At 64.3% G+C, this 16,353-nt stretch carries 22 protein-coding genes; 8 read left to right on the forward strand and 14 right to left on the reverse strand.

Going from position 1 to position 16,353, the window contains the following annotated elements; genetic code table 11:
• Window positions 1–21 precede the first annotated feature (21 nt).
• On the forward strand, window positions 22–825 hold the full coding sequence (locus ACEQXE_RS13485) for a flagellin (protein ID WP_370180076.1): 804 nt from the start codon (window positions 22–24) through the stop codon (window positions 823–825).
• A 108-nt stretch (window positions 826–933) separates the two neighbouring features.
• On the opposite strand, the gene ACEQXE_RS13490 is transcribed toward ACEQXE_RS13485, so the two are convergent.
• The 14 genes from ACEQXE_RS13490 to flgB all read right to left on the reverse strand — a co-directional run bounded on the left by ACEQXE_RS13490 (window position 934) and on the right by flgB (window position 11,372).
• Window positions 934–1,602 carry a TonB family protein gene (locus tag ACEQXE_RS13490; RefSeq protein ID WP_370180078.1) on the reverse strand — a complete coding sequence of 223 codons (669 nt, stop codon included), beginning with the start codon at window positions 1,600–1,602 and terminating at the stop codon, window positions 934–936.
• A gap of 210 nt (window positions 1,603–1,812) precedes the next feature.
• Complete coding sequence (locus ACEQXE_RS13495) at window positions 1,813–2,634, reverse strand: flagellar motor protein MotB (protein WP_370180080.1); 822 nt, start codon at window positions 2,632–2,634, stop codon at window positions 1,813–1,815.
• 1 nt (window position 2,635) lies between these two features.
• Window positions 2,636–3,499 carry a flagellar motor stator protein MotA gene (gene motA, locus ACEQXE_RS13500; protein WP_370180082.1) on the reverse strand — a complete coding sequence of 288 codons (864 nt, stop codon included), beginning with the start codon at window positions 3,497–3,499 and terminating at the stop codon, window positions 2,636–2,638.
• A gap of 27 nt (window positions 3,500–3,526) precedes the next feature.
• Window positions 3,527–4,447, reverse strand: coding sequence for a flagellar hook-associated protein FlgL (gene flgL, locus ACEQXE_RS13505; protein ID WP_370180084.1), 921 nt, complete (start codon window positions 4,445–4,447; stop codon window positions 3,527–3,529).
• Entirely contained in the window at window positions 4,444–5,784 is a 1,341-nt protein-coding gene (flgK, locus tag ACEQXE_RS13510; RefSeq protein WP_370180085.1) for a flagellar hook-associated protein FlgK, read from the reverse strand. The genes flgL and flgK overlap by 4 nt, the downstream gene beginning before the upstream one ends.
• Entirely contained in the window at window positions 5,785–6,120 is a 336-nt protein-coding gene (locus ACEQXE_RS13515; RefSeq protein ID WP_370180086.1) for a rod-binding protein, read from the reverse strand.
• Window positions 6,117–7,214: a flagellar basal body P-ring protein FlgI gene (locus ACEQXE_RS13520; protein ID WP_370180087.1), complete on the reverse strand. Its 1,098-nt coding sequence runs from the start codon at window positions 7,212–7,214 to the stop codon at window positions 6,117–6,119. Before ACEQXE_RS13520 ends, ACEQXE_RS13515 begins: the two co-directional genes overlap by 4 nt.
• A 15-nt stretch (window positions 7,215–7,229) precedes the next feature.
• Window positions 7,230–7,901, reverse strand: a complete 672-nt coding sequence (locus ACEQXE_RS13525; RefSeq protein WP_370180088.1) for a flagellar basal body L-ring protein FlgH — start codon at window positions 7,899–7,901, stop codon at window positions 7,230–7,232.
• A gap of 24 nt (window positions 7,902–7,925) precedes the next feature.
• Window positions 7,926–8,714, reverse strand: coding sequence for a flagellar basal-body rod protein FlgG (gene flgG, locus ACEQXE_RS13530; RefSeq protein ID WP_370180090.1), 789 nt, complete (start codon window positions 8,712–8,714; stop codon window positions 7,926–7,928).
• Between the two features lie 18 nt (window positions 8,715–8,732).
• A complete protein-coding gene (locus ACEQXE_RS13535) occupies window positions 8,733–9,473 on the reverse strand; it encodes a flagellar basal body rod protein FlgF (RefSeq protein ID WP_370180092.1) in 741 nt (246 codons plus the stop codon).
• A 4-nt stretch (window positions 9,474–9,477) separates the two neighbouring features.
• Window positions 9,478–10,287, reverse strand: a complete 810-nt coding sequence (locus ACEQXE_RS13540; protein WP_370180093.1) for a flagellar hook-basal body complex protein — start codon at window positions 10,285–10,287, stop codon at window positions 9,478–9,480.
• 16 nt (window positions 10,288–10,303) lie between these two features.
• Window positions 10,304–10,621 carry a flagellar hook assembly protein FlgD gene (locus ACEQXE_RS13545; RefSeq protein ID WP_370180095.1) on the reverse strand — a complete coding sequence of 106 codons (318 nt, stop codon included), beginning with the start codon at window positions 10,619–10,621 and terminating at the stop codon, window positions 10,304–10,306.
• Complete coding sequence (gene flgC, locus ACEQXE_RS13550) at window positions 10,618–11,028, reverse strand: flagellar basal body rod protein FlgC (RefSeq protein ID WP_370180097.1); 411 nt, start codon at window positions 11,026–11,028, stop codon at window positions 10,618–10,620. The genes ACEQXE_RS13545 and flgC overlap by 4 nt, the downstream gene beginning before the upstream one ends.
• On the reverse strand, window positions 11,025–11,372 hold the full coding sequence (gene flgB, locus ACEQXE_RS13555) for a flagellar basal body rod protein FlgB (protein WP_370180099.1): 348 nt from the start codon (window positions 11,370–11,372) through the stop codon (window positions 11,025–11,027). The genes flgC and flgB overlap by 4 nt, the downstream gene beginning before the upstream one ends.
• A gap of 188 nt (window positions 11,373–11,560) precedes the next feature.
• Between flgB and ACEQXE_RS13560 the strand changes: the two genes are divergently transcribed.
• From ACEQXE_RS13560 to ACEQXE_RS13590, 7 genes are all read left to right on the forward strand, one after another.
• Window positions 11,561–12,241 carry a MotA/TolQ/ExbB proton channel family protein gene (locus tag ACEQXE_RS13560; protein ID WP_370182887.1) on the forward strand — a complete coding sequence of 227 codons (681 nt, stop codon included), beginning with the start codon at window positions 11,561–11,563 and terminating at the stop codon, window positions 12,239–12,241.
• Window positions 12,238–12,678, forward strand: coding sequence for a hypothetical protein (locus ACEQXE_RS13565; protein ID WP_370180102.1), 441 nt, complete (start codon window positions 12,238–12,240; stop codon window positions 12,676–12,678). The genes ACEQXE_RS13560 and ACEQXE_RS13565 overlap by 4 nt, the downstream gene beginning before the upstream one ends.
• A 123-nt stretch (window positions 12,679–12,801) precedes the next feature.
• The gene (locus ACEQXE_RS13570) at window positions 12,802–13,239 is read left to right on the forward strand and encodes a flagella basal body P-ring formation protein FlgA (RefSeq protein WP_370182889.1); all 438 of its coding nucleotides are present in this window, start codon (window positions 12,802–12,804) and stop codon (window positions 13,237–13,239) included.
• Between the two features lie 191 nt (window positions 13,240–13,430).
• Window positions 13,431–13,643: a flagellar biosynthesis anti-sigma factor FlgM gene (locus ACEQXE_RS13575; protein ID WP_370180105.1), complete on the forward strand. Its 213-nt coding sequence runs from the start codon at window positions 13,431–13,433 to the stop codon at window positions 13,641–13,643.
• Window positions 13,644–13,654: 11 nt separating this feature from the next.
• Window positions 13,655–13,975 (forward strand): hypothetical protein, encoded by a 321-nt coding sequence (locus ACEQXE_RS13580; protein ID WP_370180107.1) that lies wholly within the window; start codon window positions 13,655–13,657, stop codon window positions 13,973–13,975.
• A 74-nt stretch (window positions 13,976–14,049) separates the two neighbouring features.
• Window positions 14,050–14,952 carry a lytic transglycosylase domain-containing protein gene (locus tag ACEQXE_RS13585; RefSeq protein WP_370180109.1) on the forward strand — a complete coding sequence of 301 codons (903 nt, stop codon included), beginning with the start codon at window positions 14,050–14,052 and terminating at the stop codon, window positions 14,950–14,952.
• Window positions 14,949–16,353: FHIPEP family type III secretion protein (locus ACEQXE_RS13590; protein WP_372524244.1), on the forward strand; the 1,405-nt coding region annotated here is incomplete at its 3' end. The genes ACEQXE_RS13585 and ACEQXE_RS13590, both read left to right, overlap by 4 nt.

The raw sequence follows: 16,353 nt of genomic DNA on the forward strand, positions 1-16,353 counted from the left end.
TATGTCAGGGAGACTTTGAACATGAGCGTTATCAACACCAACATCAGCGCGATGAAGGCGGCCAATGCATCGGCCTCGGCCAACAAGGCCCTGGGCACCGCGATGGAACGTCTTTCCACCGGCAAGCGCATCAACTCGGCCAAGGACGATGCGGCCGGCCTCGCGATTGCCAACAGCATGACCTCGCAGATCCGTGGCATGAGCCAGGGCATCCGCAATGCCAACGACGGCATCTCGATGGCCCAGACCGCCGAAGGCGCGCTGGCCGAAGTGACCAACATGTTCCAGCGTATGCGTGAACTGAAGGTCCAGTACGACAACGGCACCTACTCGGCCGACGACAAGGCGAACATCAACTCCGAAATGGACGCGCTCGCCACCCAGGTCGGCAAGGTCCTGTCGGACACGCAGTTCAACGGTACCGCACTGTTCAGCGGCGCAGCTGCTACGCTGACCGTCCAGGCCGGTGCGAATGCTTCGGACACGGTGACCCTGAACGTGGGTGGCCTCTCGGCCAACACCGACATCACCACGGTTACTGCCAACCCGGATACCGCCACGCTGGCCAACTATGACACGGCGATCAAGGCGGTTTCGACCTTCCGCGCCGGCATGGGTGCCTCGCAGAACCAGCTGGAATCGGCTGTCACCAACCTGAGCAACAACATCGCCAACCTCTCCGATGCGCGTTCGCGGATCGAAGATACCGACTACTCGGCCGAAACGACTGCCCTCGCGAAGGCGCAGATCCTTGGCCAGGCGTCGAACGCGATGCTCGCCCAGGCGAACCAGAGCCAGCAGAACGTCCTGTCGCTGCTGCGCTAAGACCGAAGAAGTAAGTTTCAACCAACCTAAGGCTGATGGCCCGTCGCTTTCGAGCGGCGGGCCATTTGCTTGTCCGGTGCGAAGGCCTTGGCGTGTCGTTGGGCCCCGTCAGTCCTTCTTATCGAACCTCGCAGGGTCGTTCCAGACGACCGAGCTCTTGAATGTACGCATGAACGGCTCGCCATCGAGGTCGTCGAACCCCTCGGTAAAGCGCGTATCCGCCACAACCTCCATGATCGCGTCGCACACGACGGCATCGAAGCCTTCGTCGCCCGAGGGATAGGCGACCTCGCACGACGTGGCCGATCCCGAAGGATCGATCGTCAGCTTGTAACCGATCACGAGCTTGGATCGCCCGTTCGCGTAGGCGGAGAAGGGAAGGTTCGTCGACGACGGCATCTCGCCGCTGACATTTTCGACCGGCATCATCCACACGACCCTGCTTTTGTAGGAACCTGGTACGGGCGACCCGCTCTCGTCGGTGGCCGGTTCGAACCGCGCCCATCGAACAAACTGTTCGCAGGTCGCCTTGTTCAGCGTGGCGGATGGGCTCGGCTCGGTCACGGTGCAGCTGACTGCCCGTCCATCCTCTGCCACTTCTACCTTGAAACCGACCTGGCCCTGCTCTCCATTGCGCATGGCAGCGGCAGGATACCAGTAACCTGGGCCAGACTGAGTGATGATCTGCGCCGGTACTGGCTCCTGCGCCGCGAGCGGAGCAGAGCCCGCAAACGCGGCACCTGCCGGCAGGCCAGCTGCGAACACCAATTTAAGCATCGTAAACCCCCACAATCGCACAATAACACGCCGATCGGCATGTGCACCCTGCTGCGGGATTTACTTTACACGATTACCGTGCGGATTGACCAATCCGTTTTACGACGATGCGGGGCGAATTGGGACAACGTGCTCGACACGCCCCGCAATACGGGCGAAATCGGGCAATGCGTTAACCGCGTTGTTCGCGCGAGGCGTTTCTGGTGGTGGTCAGTGCGCGAGGACGATCGAGATCCGGCGATTGCGCGGATCGGACGGGTCGTCCTTCACCAGCAGCTCGGTATCGGCAACGCCTTCGATCCGACGAAAGCTTCCATCGGGAATGCCTTCGACCATCAGCGTCTGGCGGGTCGCCTCTGCACGGCCTGCCGAAAGCGACCAGTTGTTCACCCGGCCGGGGCTCTTCCATTTCAGGCTGTCGGTATGGCCGCGCACGATGATCTTGCGATCCTCCGGCTCGATCGCCAGCGCGATCGCCGTGAGCAGTTCGGTCGCCTCGCGCGTCAGCACCGTGGTGCCGAGGTTGAACATCGAGAAGTCGGCATCGTCGACCAGGTCGATCCGCACGCCTTCGGTGGTGTCGACCATCTTGATCTGGCTCATCAGCTTGGCGAGCCTGGGATCCTTCTCGAGCCGTTCCTTGGTCCGCGAAGTGATCCGTTCGATCATCCGCGCGGCTTCCTTCGGCCCGCCGACGGCGTCTTTGGGAATGGTGATGCCCTTGTTGCCGGTCTGCCCCTGGCGGTTGGGGTAGTCGTCGACCGAAGTCAGCGAATCGCCCTTGAGCAACCCGTTCGCACCCGCTCCGCTATCCTTGATCTTGACCAGGGTGGGCGTGAAATAGTCGGCCAGCCCCTTGCGCTGGTCCTCCGTCGTCGCGCCCAGCAGCCACAGCAGCAGGAAGAACGCCATCATCGCGGTCACGAAGTCCGCATAGGCGACCTTCCAGGCCCCGCCGTGGTGCCCGCCTTCGATCACCGTCACCTTCTTGACGATGATGGGCGGCAAGTTGTCTCCCGTCTTCGCGGGCATCCTAGCGGCCCCGCAGCGCGTCGAGGAGTTCGGTCAGGCCCGGGCGTACTTCGTGTCCGAGGCCGGAGCGTGCGCTCTCCACCACCAAGGGTTGCGGATGTCCGTAGAGCGAGGCGATGATGACCTGCTTGACCGCATGGAAAATCTGTTCGTCCTGTTCCAGCACCTGTTTCAGGCGGCTCGAAAGAGGGCCGACGATGCCATAGGCCAGCAACACGCCCAGGAAGGTGCCGACCAGCGCGGCACCGATCATCTTGCCGAGAATTTCGGGCGGCTTGTTGATCGATCCCATCGTTTTGACGACGCCGAGCACGGCGGCGACGATCCCCAGCGCGGGAAGTGCGTCGGCGAGCGACTGGAGCGCGTGCTGCGGTTCGTGCAGCTCGTGGAAATGCGTTTTCATCGCATTGTCCATCACTTCCTCGACGGCGTGGGTATCGAGCGTGCCGGACGAGACCACCAGCAGGGTCAGCGTATCGCTGATCAGGCCGATCAGCGGCTTGTTCTTCATCAGGTTGGGATAGGCGCTGAAAATGGTCGAGTTTTCAGGTTCGCTCACGTGGCTTTCCAGCGCAACCGGCCCATCGGTCTTGAGCACTTTCATTAGCTGAGTGGTCAGCGCGATGGCATCGATATGATCCTGCTTGGTGTGCTGCGGGCCTTTGAAGATCTTCATGAAGGCGCCGCCGATGGCCTTGAGGTGATGCAGCGAGTTGCCGGCGATCGTCGCGCCAAGCGCAGCGCCGCCGATGATGAGCATTTCGTAAGGCAGGGCGTGAAGCACCGGGCCCATGGCGCCACCGCTGAGCACGAAGCCCCCGAAAACCAGGACCAGCAAGACAACGATGCCGATAATCGCGTACATTATTCAATTCCCCCCAGGCCCACGCGATCAGCGCAGCATCGAAAACAGGTTAAGGTTGGCAAGGCGCACGAAACTGGACTGGCTCGCTTCGAGCACGGTCAGCATTTCCTGCAGGCGGCTCATGGTCACCGCGAGATCCGCTTCGCCCATGACCGAGCGCTCGTCCTCGATCCGTTCGAGATTATCCGTCCGCCGGTCGGTCATCAGTTCGAGCCATGCGAGACGAGAGCCGAGCACGGTCTGCGCGGTCGTCACCTTGTCGAAACTGGCGTCCAGCATGGTCAGGCCGTCGCGCCCGGCATCGGCGGCCGTCTCGCCGCCGGCCCGAAGCGCGGTGGCAAGCGCAGACAGTTCGGCGAAGATATCGGTCTGGTTGCCGTTGGCATCTTCGAAGCTGAACACCTGCGGGCCGGTATTGCCCGGTACGATGGTCTGGCCTTCGCCGATCTCCACTGAGTCCAGCGTGGCGGTGCCGACATAGGTCGCGACGCCGGTGGTTGCGTCGACCTCGTAGGCATTGCCGATCGCCTGCCCGCCGAACAGCGAGTGGCCCGATGCATTGCGACCATTCGCAAGGCCCAGCAGGTTCTCGCGCAAGCCATCCAGCTCGGTCGCGATCGACGCGCGCTGGCTATCGCTGGTGGTCGCACTGGACGCCTGCAGCGATAGTTCGCGCGCACGGCTGATGATGACGGCGATCTGGGCGAAAGCTTCGTCGGTGAACTGCAGGTTGTTTTCCGCCGACTGCGAATTGCGCGTGTCGACCTTGCTGATCCGCTCTTCGCGATCGAGCATGCGGAGCCGCGCTGCGGCGACGGGATCGTCGGAAGACTTTGTCAGCCTTTCGCCCGTGCCGATCTGCTTCTGCAGGGTCTCGGCGCGTGCGCGCAGAGAACTGATCTGGGTGGTCGAGCGCTCGTAGAATGCGCCGGTGCTCAGGTTGATCATCGGCCGATCCCTATCAAGGTGTCGAAGATGTCGCTCGCCACCTGCATTGCCCGGCCCGAAGCCTGGAATGCCTGCTGGTAGCGGATGAGATTGGCCGCCTCGTTGTCGAGATCGACGCCCGATTGTTCTTCCAGCGCGATCCGTGCCGAAGAAGCGATCGTTTCAAGCGCGCTCTGCGTAACCGTGCGTCCGGCGACCTTGCTCGAAATGTCGAACAGGATCGAGTTGACCGTTTCGGCCGGGTTGGCGGTGGCAAGCGCCTGCCGCATTTCGATCAGGTTCTGCTGATTGCGCTCGTTCGTGGCCGACCCTGCCGGAGCCGTCGCGATGCCAGCGCCGCTGGTGAGCACGACACGCAGGTCGGCGGCGGTCGAGCCGCTGAAGATCGGCTGACCGGCACTGCCGTCAAGCGCAACGCCGTTGGCCTGTGCGGTATTGATGGTCGTGGCGATTGCCGCGGCTGCCGTATCGAGCCGGGTTCCCATTGCGGCAAGATCGGTCAGCGCAAGCGACGCACCTGCGAGGCTGCCCGACCCGGGCGTGATCGCAGCGCCGTCGATGGCAAAAGACATCGTGCCGTCCGCCGCAATTGCCGCGCTCATCGTGCCTGCGGTTCCGCCACTGACGAAGCTGGTTGCCGGTGCAGGGCCGACGCCTACGGCAACCGTCCCGTCGGCGGAGAAGGTGGTCGTGATGCTGGCGAATGCGCTCATCCGCTCGAGCAGGTTGTCGCGCTGGTCGAGCAGGGCGGCCTGATCGTTGCTGCCGACGCCCGAACGGGCAAGACGCAGGTTCACACGCGCCAGCTCCGCGCCGTAGGTGTTCATGTTGTCGACGTCGGCCAGGGCATTGAACCGCAGGCCTTCACCGACCGAGGCAAGGCTGCCGGCCGTGATGTTGAACTTGCTGGCGAGCGTTTCCGCCTCGCCGAGCACGGCCGCGCGGCGCGCGCTGTCCGTCGGATCGCCCGAAAGCTGCTGGAGCGTGGCTTCGAACTCGACGATCGAGCTGAAGATGCCTGACTGCTCGACTGCGGACTCGATGTTCTGGAGTCCCGCCAGCTCGACATTCGCGCGCTGGAGATCGGCCTGCGTGCGGCGTAGCTCGGCCTGGCGGAAGGCGTCGGCATTGCGGCGCACCTCGCCTACGCGCGAACCCGATACGGCAATATCGCTGCCACGGCCTGCAATCGCCCCGCCCGAGACCTCCTCGATCCGGACGCTGCGGCGCACGTAGCCGTCGGTCGAAGCATTGGCGATGTTGTTCGCCGTCACTTCGAGCGCGCCGCGTGCCGCGCGGGCGCCGCTCGCGCCAATGGAGAGGAGATCGGAAGCCATTTACTGCTCTACCCCGGAGGTTTCATCGTGCGGAAGGAAGCGCGCGAGCTGGCGCTCGATCGCGTCCGCGAACCCGAGCTGTCCCGATTGCGACGCGATGTCCGCGAAGCGCTCATCGCGCATTTGAGTAAACGTATCGTCACTGCCTTCGAACAAATCCTCACCGCCGAAATCGGTCGACCGGGCAGACGCGAGCATCTGGCGCAGCAGGATCGCTTCGAAAGCCTGGGCGGCCTCGCGCAGTTCGGCGCGGTTCTCGGCCGCACCGGTGCGCTCCCCGCCCACCGGAGTGGGCTGGCGCAGCAGCGAGAAATCTGTCGGGCCGAGCGGCGTCATATCACCACCACCTCCGCCGTGAGCGACCCGGCCTGCTTCAAGGCTTCGAGGATCGCGACCAGGTCTGCGGGGCTGGCGCCCAGCATGTTGAGTGCATCGACCACGTCGGCCAGGTTGGCGCCGGCGGGCAGCGGAGTCACGTAGCCACCGCTCTGGCGCGCTTCGATATTGCTGTTCGGCTGCAATGCCGTGCGACCATTCGCGAATGGCTGGGGCTGGACGATTGTCGGGTTCTCGTCGATCCGCACCACCAGGCTGCCGTGGCTCACCGCAGCAGGCGCCAGGCGCACCGCGCTGGAGATCACAATGGTGCCGGTCCGGCTGTTGACGATCACCTTGGCCGCACGTTCGGCGGGCGTGATGTCGAGCATCTCTATCTCGGCCATGATGGTCGCGCGGGTGTCGGCACCGGGCGGCAGCATCAGCGCGAGCGTCACGCCGTCTTCGATCCGCGCCATGCCGGGGAACCGGTCGTTGATCGCATCGCGCACGCGGCTGATGGTGAGGAAGTCGGCGTGGAACATGTTCCAGCGCAGCACGTCCGAGAAATCGAAATTGGTGGTGACCGCGCGTTCGACGCTGGCTCCGTCCGAAATGCGGCCGACAGTCGGCACATTGACGGTCAGCTTCGATCCGTCATTGGCCGAAATGCCAAGGCCCCCGACGGTCAGGTTGCCCTGTGCCATCGCATAGATCTCTCCATCGGCACCATAGAGCGGCGTCAGGATCAGCGCCCCGCCACGCAGGCTCTTGGCCTTGCCGATGGTCGATACGGTGATGTCGATCCGCTGGCCCGGCTTTGCGAACGCCGGCAGGTCGGCGGTGATGAGCACGGCGGCGGCGTTCTTCAGGGCCGGGTTGACCCCCGGCGGCAGCTGCAGGCCGAGACGGCCCGAAACGCCGCGCATGGCCTGCGTAGCATAGGCGAAATTGTCGTCGCCCGTGCCATCGAGCCCGACGACGATGCCATAGCCGGTCAGCTGGTTCGAACGGACCGACTGGAACTGGCCGATATCGCGCACGCGTTCTGCCGACGCGGTGGAGGGCAGGGCAAGCGCGCAGAATGCGGCGAAGAAGAGGAAGATGCGGGTCATTCGGTCAGCTCCCGATCAGAACGGCGATACGGCGTTGAAGAAGCGCGACAGCCAGCCGGGTTTGCTCGACTGCTGCACGGCGCCCTTACCACTGTAGGAAATCTGCGCGTCGGCGACGCGGATCGAAGAGATGCGATTATCCGCATCGATGTCCGCCAGGCGGATGATGCCGGAAACCTGCACCCATTCTTCGCCTTGGCTGAGGTTCATCACCTTCTCGCCGCGTACTAGCGCCGTGCCGTTCGGGCGGACTTCTGCAATGGTCACGGTCAGGTCGCCGCGCAGCGTCGAGGTCTGCGATGCATTGCCCGATCCGTTGAACGACGATCCGGCGGAAGCGGTCAGGTCGCCCTGGTCGATCCCGATGAAGTCGGGCAGCGTGAGCCCGGCATTGCCATCGCGCTGTGTCTTGGCGCTGGTCGCCTTGCTGGTGGTGGTCCGCTCGATCAGCACGATGGTGACGAGATCGCCCACCTTCGCGGCGCGGTTGCCATTATACAGCGGGGCATAGCCCTGCGAGACATTGAAAATCGCCCCGTCGGCGGACTGCGGAGTGGCGTATGCGGTGGCCGGTGCGGGCGGAAGCGTCGCGGAAAAGCCTGCCGGGCGCGAGCCCTCTCCGCAGGCGGAGAGCGATACGGCCATCGCGAGCGCGACGGGCAGGGCAAGGGGGGTGCGATAGGTCATGAAGTTCGATCTCGCGCGGTCTGATTACAGGGTCTGGTTGGCGTTGCGGAGCATCTCGTCGACGGCTGAGACCATCTTCGAGCTGATTTCGTAGGCGCGCTGCGCCTCGATCATCGCCACAAGTTCCTCGACGATGTTGACGTTCGATCCTTCGAGCATGCCTTGGCGGATATTGCCGCGGCCATCTTCACCCGCGACACCCAGCTCCGCAGCGCCGCTGGCGGCGGTTTCGACCAGGAAGTTGTCGCCGATGGCCTGCAGGCCTGCGGGATTGGTGAAGCGCGCGACTTGGATCTGGCCCAGCTGGGTCGGCTCCGCTTCGCCGTTGATCGTTGCCGATACCGTCCCGTCGGGCGCAATCGAGATCGCGGTTGCGCCTTCGGGCACGGTGATTTCCGGCTGCACGGCAAAACCCTGCTGGGTCACGAGCATGCCTTCGGCGGAGCGGGTGAAGTTGCCTGCGCGGGTATAGCCCGTGCGGCCGCCCGGCATCGCGATCTGGAAAAAGCCTTCGCCATCCAGCGCCAGGTCGAAGGCATTGCCGGTGGTATCCATCGTGCCCTGCGTCATGATCTGGCTGGTCGACTGGACCGCCACACCGGTGCCCAGATTCAGCCCTTCGGCATAGGCGGTCTCACCCGAAGACTGCTGCCCGGCCACGCGCGCGTCCTGATAGGCGAGCGTTGCGAAGTTCGCACGGTCGCGCTTGAACCCGGTGGTGCCGACGTTCGCCAGGTTGTTGGCGATCACGCGCATGCGCGCATCCTGCGCTTCGAGGCCCGTACGGGCGACCTGGAGTGCTGAAGTGGGCATTGTCTATTCGTCCTTAGATTAGGTGAGACGCATCAGCTGCGCGCCGGTCTCGTCGAGCTGGCGGGCGGTCGACACGAGCTTCGAGCGCATGGCGAAAAGGCGCTGCTCTTCGATCATGGCCACAAGCACCTCGGTCGGCTTGACGTTGGATTGTTCGAGCGAGCCGGTCATGACCCGCGCTTCTTCGTCGGTCGGCAGGATGCCCCCGCCTTCGACGCGGAACAGCCCGTCCAGCCCCTTGGCGATCGGCGAGCCTTCCCAGCTGGCCAGCTTGATCCGGCCGACTTCGGCGGGCGGCTGGTCGGGTGCTTGCGGATCGGTACGGGTGACCGTGCCGTTCTCTGAAATGGAGATGCGGCCACCCGGTGGGACCGTAATAGGTCCCGTGTCCCCCAACACCGGGTGGCCGTCTCCCGTCACCAGCAAGCCGGTGGCGGAAAGGGAAAGATCGCCGCGACGCGTATAGGCTTCGTTGCCGTCGCTGGCCTGGACCGCCATCAGCGATTCGGTCGCGATGGCGATATCGAGCTCGCGGCCCGTTTCGATGATCGAACCGCCGGACATGTCCGCGCCCGTGACCCGTGAGATTTGCATCGCGCGTGCCTCGTTCGGGTGTCCCTCGATGGTCATCGCACGCTGCTCGACCAGTTCGGCGCGAAAGCCGACCGTGTTCGAGTTCGCCATGTTGCTGGCGATCGCGCGCTGCCGATCCATCGAGGCCTGCATCCCCGAAAGCGCAGTATAGATCAGGCGGTCCATCTACTTAGGTCCGCAGGTTGATGACGGTCTGCGAAATCTGAGTCGCAGTGTCGATCGCCTTGGCGTTGGCCTGGAAGTTCCGCTGGGCGGTGATCAGGCCGACGAGTTCCTCGGCAATATCGACGTTGGAACGTTCGAGTGCGCCAGACAGCAGCGCGCCGTACTGGCCGTTGCCGGGTTCGCCATAGCTTGCGGCGCCGGAGAAGCCCGTGCTCTGCCAGTTGGACGAGCCGACCGGCTTGAGGCCGTTGGGCGCCATGAAGGATGCCAGTGCGACCATGCCGACCGGCTCGACCGAGCCATCGGCGTAGGATGCGCGAACGATACCGTCATTGCCAACCGACACGCCGGCATAATCCGCACCGGCGGCATTCTGCGCCGGGATCTGCAGGCTTTGCAGCGTGGTGCCCGTAGGCGTGCCGGTCGCATCGACCGGAAAGACCTGGAGGCCATTGCCACCGGAATCGACGATGCTGCCGACCTCGTTGATGGTGAACGAACCCGCACGGGTATAGAGCGTTTCGCCATTCTCGCCCGACAGGGTGAAGAATCCGTCGCCCGTGATCGCCAGATCCAGTGCTGCGCCGGTCTGTTCGAGCGGACCGAGCGAGAAGTTCTGCGTGATCGCCTCGACCGACGCCCCGATGCCCTGGATCGTGCGCGGGTTGGAATTGGCCGAGCCGGCAACGATCTCCGCAAACTCTGTGCGCCCACGCTTGAAGCCGTAGGTTTCCGAGTTGGCAATATTATGCGCGATCGTGCCGAGCGAGGACTGCGCGTTCTTGAGACCGTTGAGCGAAGTATAAAAGGACATTGATGCGACTCCCGGGTTAAATGTCGTTGGCGGCGGGGCTTTCGCCCTGTGTCTGGGCTTCGATCAGCGCGTCGAGTTTCTCGACGATCTTGCCCAAGGTTTCGTTGGTTTCGGCGGTGCCGGCGAGGGAGGAGAACTGCGCCATCTGCGCCAGCATCTCCTTGTTATCGACCGGATCGAACGGGTCCTGCTGCTGCACCTGGACGGTCAGCAGGCGCAGGAAGTCGGCCTGGCCCAGCTGGTCCATGCCGCGCCCCTGGGTGGCATTCGTCTGGCCAGCCGTAGAAGTCGTGGTGGAGGCCGCGCCCGTAAAGGGATTCACGCTGCTAATCATTTCATCCTCATGGTTTCGAGCATCAGCTGTTTGGCGGTCGACATGGCTTCGACCATGTTCGAATACTGGCGCGAGGCTTCGAGCATCTCGATCATCTCGGCGTTCTCATCGACCGGCGATTCCCACACATCGCCGTTCTCGTCGGCGAGCGGGTGGTTGGGATCGTGGCGGCGGATCGGCGCGGCATCGGACCGCACGACGCTGTCCACGCGCACGGAGCTCATGCCGCTCTGGCGGTCCAGCTCTTCGGAAAACACGGTGCGCATGGGGCGATAGGCCTCGTCCGCGCTGCCTGCGACGCTTCCCGCATTGGCGAGGTTGCTCGCCGCGGTGTTCATACGGACCATCTGCGCGGACATTGCGCGATAGCCCATCTGGAACATGGTCATGGGTCCGCTCATGCTCATTCGCCTCGAATTGCGCGAGTGACGGTTTCGACGCGGCCGCGCAGGAAACCGAGCGTGGCGGTGTAGGCGACGGCGTTTTCCGCGAAGGCTGCCTGTTCGGTGCCCATCTCCACGGTGTTGCCGTCCAGGCTGGCCATGGTCGGAATGCGATAGACGGTCGCACGCGTGGCAGCCTGTTCGGTATCATTGCCGGCGAGGCGTGCCTGCAGCGCGGCACCGAAATCGATGTCGCGTGCCTTGTAACCGGGCGTACCCGCATTCGCGATGTTGGAGCCCAGCACGCTCATCCGCTGTGCACGGACCTCCAGCGCTGCTCCATGAATGCCGAAAAGGCCTTCGCTCATCGTAACTTCTCCGCCGAAACATTCGTGTGTTCGTCTGCGCCGAATATGTAAGCAAGGGCCGTGCCAGTTTGCTTCAAAGCCGCAGAAACGCGCTATTTCAGACTGCGGGCGGCAAACAATTGCCGGTCGGCGGCAAAAATCGGGCGCTTCGACCTGAAAACCCGCAATCCGGCGCCGTTCTTGTTGCCGTGGACAATCTCGTGACCCTGTTCGACCACTGGTTCGACCCCGCATCGCTGGGTATCGTGCTGGGCGGGACGCTGCTGGCGACCCTGCTGCGCTGTGGCCCTGCCGAAGTGCGGCTGGCGCTGGCGAAGGTCTGCGCGCTGACCACGAAACCCTTCGATCCCGCGTGCGCAAAGGCGGAAATGGCCCGCCAGATCCGCGGTATCGCGAGCGAGGGCTTCGTCCGTGCAGAGCCGGTTCATTTCGGCGATGGCGAATTCGACCACCTGACCGATGTGATGGTGAGCCGCCGCTCCATCGATACGCTACATGGCGAGCATGACGCCTACAAACGCCAGCGGACGGAGGCGGCGCGCACCGCCATGCATGTGCTCGGCCAAGCGGCAGAGCTTGCGCCCGTGCTGGGGCTTGCGGGTACGCTCGTCGCGCTCGGCACCATGCCCTCGGACGCGAGCGAGGGCGGCATGACCGGTGCCATCGCAATGGCGGTGGTGACGACGCTCTATGGCCTCGCGGCGGCAAACTTCGTCTTCAGCCCGCTATCGTCGGCGATAATGCGCCGCTCCGCGCGTGAGGAGCGCGATCGGCAGGCGGTGCTCGACTGGCTCGAGAACGGCGTGCGCAAGGCGGTGCCGGGCCCGCGCGTGGTGGCAAGTAACGATGTGATCCGAGAAGCGGTGTGACCATTCGCGGTCTCAGCAGCTGGCAGACGGCGCTCGCCGATCTATCGCTGATCCTGTTCGCGGTGGTCGCCGCGTCCTATCGCGAAGATTCGGACGGGGCCGACGAGGCCCGGTCCGAGGATGCTGTCGAGATCGCGCAGGGCCAGCCGATGGCGGTCTTCCGTCCCGTGGGCGATGCGGATCTTTCTCGCTGGCTGACCACGCAAGGCATGGGACAGGGCGAGGTCGCAACCGTGGTCGTGCGACACCTGCCCGGTGAGGCGACCAGTGCGGCGCGCGAGGCTGCGAGCCTGGTCGAGCAGATCGAGGCAGGCGGCCACCAGGCGCGCCTGATGGTGGAGCCGTCACGCTATCCCGAAACGCTGGTGGTCATTGCGCATGACCAGCACGAGTTTCCCGATACTGGGGCTGGCACGGATATTGCACATAAGCGGTAGCACTGGCGGGCCCGTGGCCTGTCGTCCATTTCAGTCTGGAGCACCGCAACCATGCGCACCCTTACCGCTACCTTAGCCGCCGGCCTTTTTGCCGTCGCGGCCCCTGCAACCGCCAATGGCCCGATGGACCCAGCCGCGATCGATCATGCGGTGATGGAATTTACCGGGGCGGGGATCGGCCAGCCGGGTGGCGCACGCCTGCCTGTCGATCGCCGGATGCGGCTGAATGCATGCGGCGCGCCCTTGCAGCTCAGCTGGTACGGCAGCAGCCGCGACAGCGTGCAGGTGCATTGCCCCGATGCGGGGTGGCGCATCTATGTCGCGGTGGCCCAGACCCGGCAGGCGAGCGCGCAGGAAACGCAGCAAGTCGTCGTATCGCGGGGAGAAACCGTTGCCATTATCGTCGAAGGCGGCGGATTTTCGCTGTCGCGGCAGGCGGTTGCGCTGGAAGAAGGCGCCATCGGCCAGTGGATCAAGGTTCGCCCCGCGCAGGACAGGAAGGCCGATCCCGTCAGCGCGCAGGTCGTACGCCCCGGACAGGTCGCGGTGCGCCTGCGCTGAGGCGCCGATTTCCGGCTTTTCGAGAAAAAAGTTGCCGTGCCCTTAAAGCAGGCGTGCGGATGCCGTTCTTGGATATGACGAGGCCGTTCTGTCGAGCGGATTAGGAAAGGACACAAGCAATGCGAGATTTCGGATTGCCAGGAATCGGAGGACCAGCTGGCTTGCGTCGCGGCGTCGAGCCGGTCGAGCGCGTGTCTGCTCCGAGAAAGGCGGCCGACCAGGCTGCGACGACCGAAACGATGAGCGCGGTGAGCGCGCTAAGTGCGGGCGATGCCGCCCCGGTCGATGGCGACCGTGTCGCCGAAATCCGTAAAGCGATCGAGACCGGCACTTACCCGCTGATCCCGAACGAAATTGCCGATGGCATTATTGCTGCCGGCCTGTTCCAAATCGTCGGCGAGTAAAGGGCCTACGAATGACGACGCGTACCGCATTGCGGCAAATGCTTGCCCTTCTTGAAGGGGAGCGGCAGGCCCTTGCCGCCCTGGACATCGACCGCATAACAAACTGCACCAGCGGCAAGATGGAATTGTGCGATCGGCTGGACAAGGTTCGGCCGGAAGAGCTGGACGAGGAATGCCTCGGCCTGCTCGACGCGGTTCGCCGCCTGAACACGATTAACCGCCGTTTGCGCAATCTTATCGCCACCAATGTCCAGTCGCGGATCGACGCAATGGCAGGGGCGGCAGGCACTTACGACAGCGGCCAGCGCGGGCCCGGCGCACACCCCGCATAATCGGATTTCGGGCCCTCCGCCAAACTGGCACGGAGCTTGCTTGAACTAACCGGAAGAAAACTCCGGGAGGTTCAGTGCCCACCGCAAGTCCAGTATCTGGCATTTCGACAGCGAATGCACCCTCGAGCGACACGCAGGTTCGCGCAGCCATTGCGCGCGCCTCGCAGAGCACGGGCGTCGATTTCGATTACCTGGTCGCCCAGGCCCGGCTCGAATCCGGGCTCGACGCAGATGCCAAGGCGCGCACATCCAGCGCGACCGGGCTCTACCAGTTCATCGATTCGACGTGGCTGCGCACGATGGACCGTCACGGTGCCAAATATGGCTACGGCTGGGCGGCGGACCAGATCGGCCCCGGCGGCGCGGTCGCCAATCGCGGCACGCGCGAGCAGTTGCTTTCTCTGCGATACGATGCCGATGTCTCCGCCCTGATGGCGGCTGAACTGGCGCGCGATAACTCGGCTGGCCTGCGCGGCTTCCTGGGGCGCGAGCCCGATGCGACGGAGATGTATCTCGCGCATTTCATGGGGCTGGGCGGGGCGCAGAAGTTCCTGGGCGCCTACCGCACCGACGCCGGGCAATCGGCTGTGGCCCTGATGCCCAAGGCCGCGGCGGCCAACAGGCCGATATTCTATGACAACGGACGTGCGCGATCGGTCGCCGAGGTGATGAGCCTGATGCAGACCAAGGTCGCCAGCGCGATGGCCCAGGACAGGGGCATGCCCTTCTCGCCGGGCGCAGTGGGCGGCATGTCGGAAGAGTTCGCGCAGGCGCGCTACGCCAGTTCATCGATGATCCCGGGCCGCACGACGCGGGCCGCGGCAGTCATGCCCACCGACGGCCCGAAGCAGCGTCCTTCGATGGCGCAGACGCTGCGCGCGACCTTCGGCAGCACCGGAGCAGACAATGATATCGGCGCGCGTGCCCGCGACCGGATCGACCAAGCCTATAGCAAATTCGAGGTGTTCGGCCTGTGAAGCTTCCTTCCTTCATCTCGCCGGCGCTCGCGCTTCCCGCCGGTATCCTTGCGGTCATCGTGCTGATGGTCGTGCCGATTCCGGCGCTGATGCTCGACCTGTTCTTCGTGCTCAACATCGCGCTGTCGGTTTCCATCCTGATGGCGGCGATGAACGCGCAGAAGCCGCTCGATTTCTCGTCCTTCCCCTCGGTGCTGCTGTTCGCGACACTGATGCGGCTGGCACTCAACGTCGCTTCGACCCGCATCGTGCTGCTCAACGGGCACGAGGGCGGCGATGCAGCGGGCAAGGTGATCGAGGCTTTCGGCGCCTTCCTGATCGGCGGCAATTTCGCCGTCGGCCTGATCGTCTTCATCATCCTGACGATCATCAACATGGTCGTGGTGACCAAGGGTGCAGGCCGCGTGTCCGAAGTGACCGCGCGCTTCACCCTGGATGCCTTGCCCGGCAAGCAGATGGCGATCGACGCCGATCTCGCAGCCGGGCTGCTCACGGCGGACGAAGCCAAGGCACGCCGCCGCGAGATCGCGACCGAGGCCGATTTCTACGGTTCGATGGATGGTGCCAGCAAGTTCGTGAAGGGCGATGCGATCGCCGCGTTGCTGATCCTGATCGTCAACGTGATCGCCGGCCTGGTGCTGGGCATGAGCAGCCACGGGCTTTCCGCTGGCGAGGCTGGCGCGATGTACGTGACCCTGGCGGTGGGCGATGCGCTGGTCGCCTCGATCCCCGCGCTGCTGCTGTCGATTGCCGCTGCCGTGATCGTGACCCGCGTGTCCGACACGCGCGACCTGACTGGCCAGATCGGCGGTCAGCTGGCGGATTCCAAGATCTGGCTGCCGGTCGGCTGCATTCTGGGCGCCATCGGTTGTATCCCGGCGATGCCGCAGATGATCTTCCTGCCGCTCGCGGCTGGCGCGTTGCTGCTGTGGCGCGGGCTCAAGAAGCGGGAGGATGCGGCGAATGCCTTCGTGCCAGAGCCCGAAGAAAAGCCCGATCCCTCGCGCATTTCCATCGGCGAAGTGTCCGACCAGACGCTGGTTACCATCCAGCTTGGCTACGGACTGGTCCAACTGGCCGACGACAAGCAGGGTGCGCCGCTGGTTGCCCGCCTGACCGGCCTGCGCAAGCAGATGTGCCAGGCTTTTGGCTTCGTCGTCCCGCAGTTCCGCATCGCGGACAGCTTCGACATTGCGCCCGACGAATATCGCATCATGCTCGGCGGCGCGCCGGTAGGTTCGGGCACTTTGCGTGCGGGCAAGCTGCTCGCGATCGACACGGGCGAAGTGCTCGACGCGCATGTCTTGCAGGGTGAGCCGACCAAGGATCCGAGCTTCGGCTGCGATGCCAAGTGGATCGATGCGGGATCGCGCGATCTGGCGGTGGCGGAAGGCTATCTTG

This window comes from Alteriqipengyuania sp. (assembly GCF_964222115.1).
In the GTDB taxonomy this organism is placed as follows: Bacteria; Pseudomonadota; Alphaproteobacteria; order Sphingomonadales; family Sphingomonadaceae; genus Alteriqipengyuania.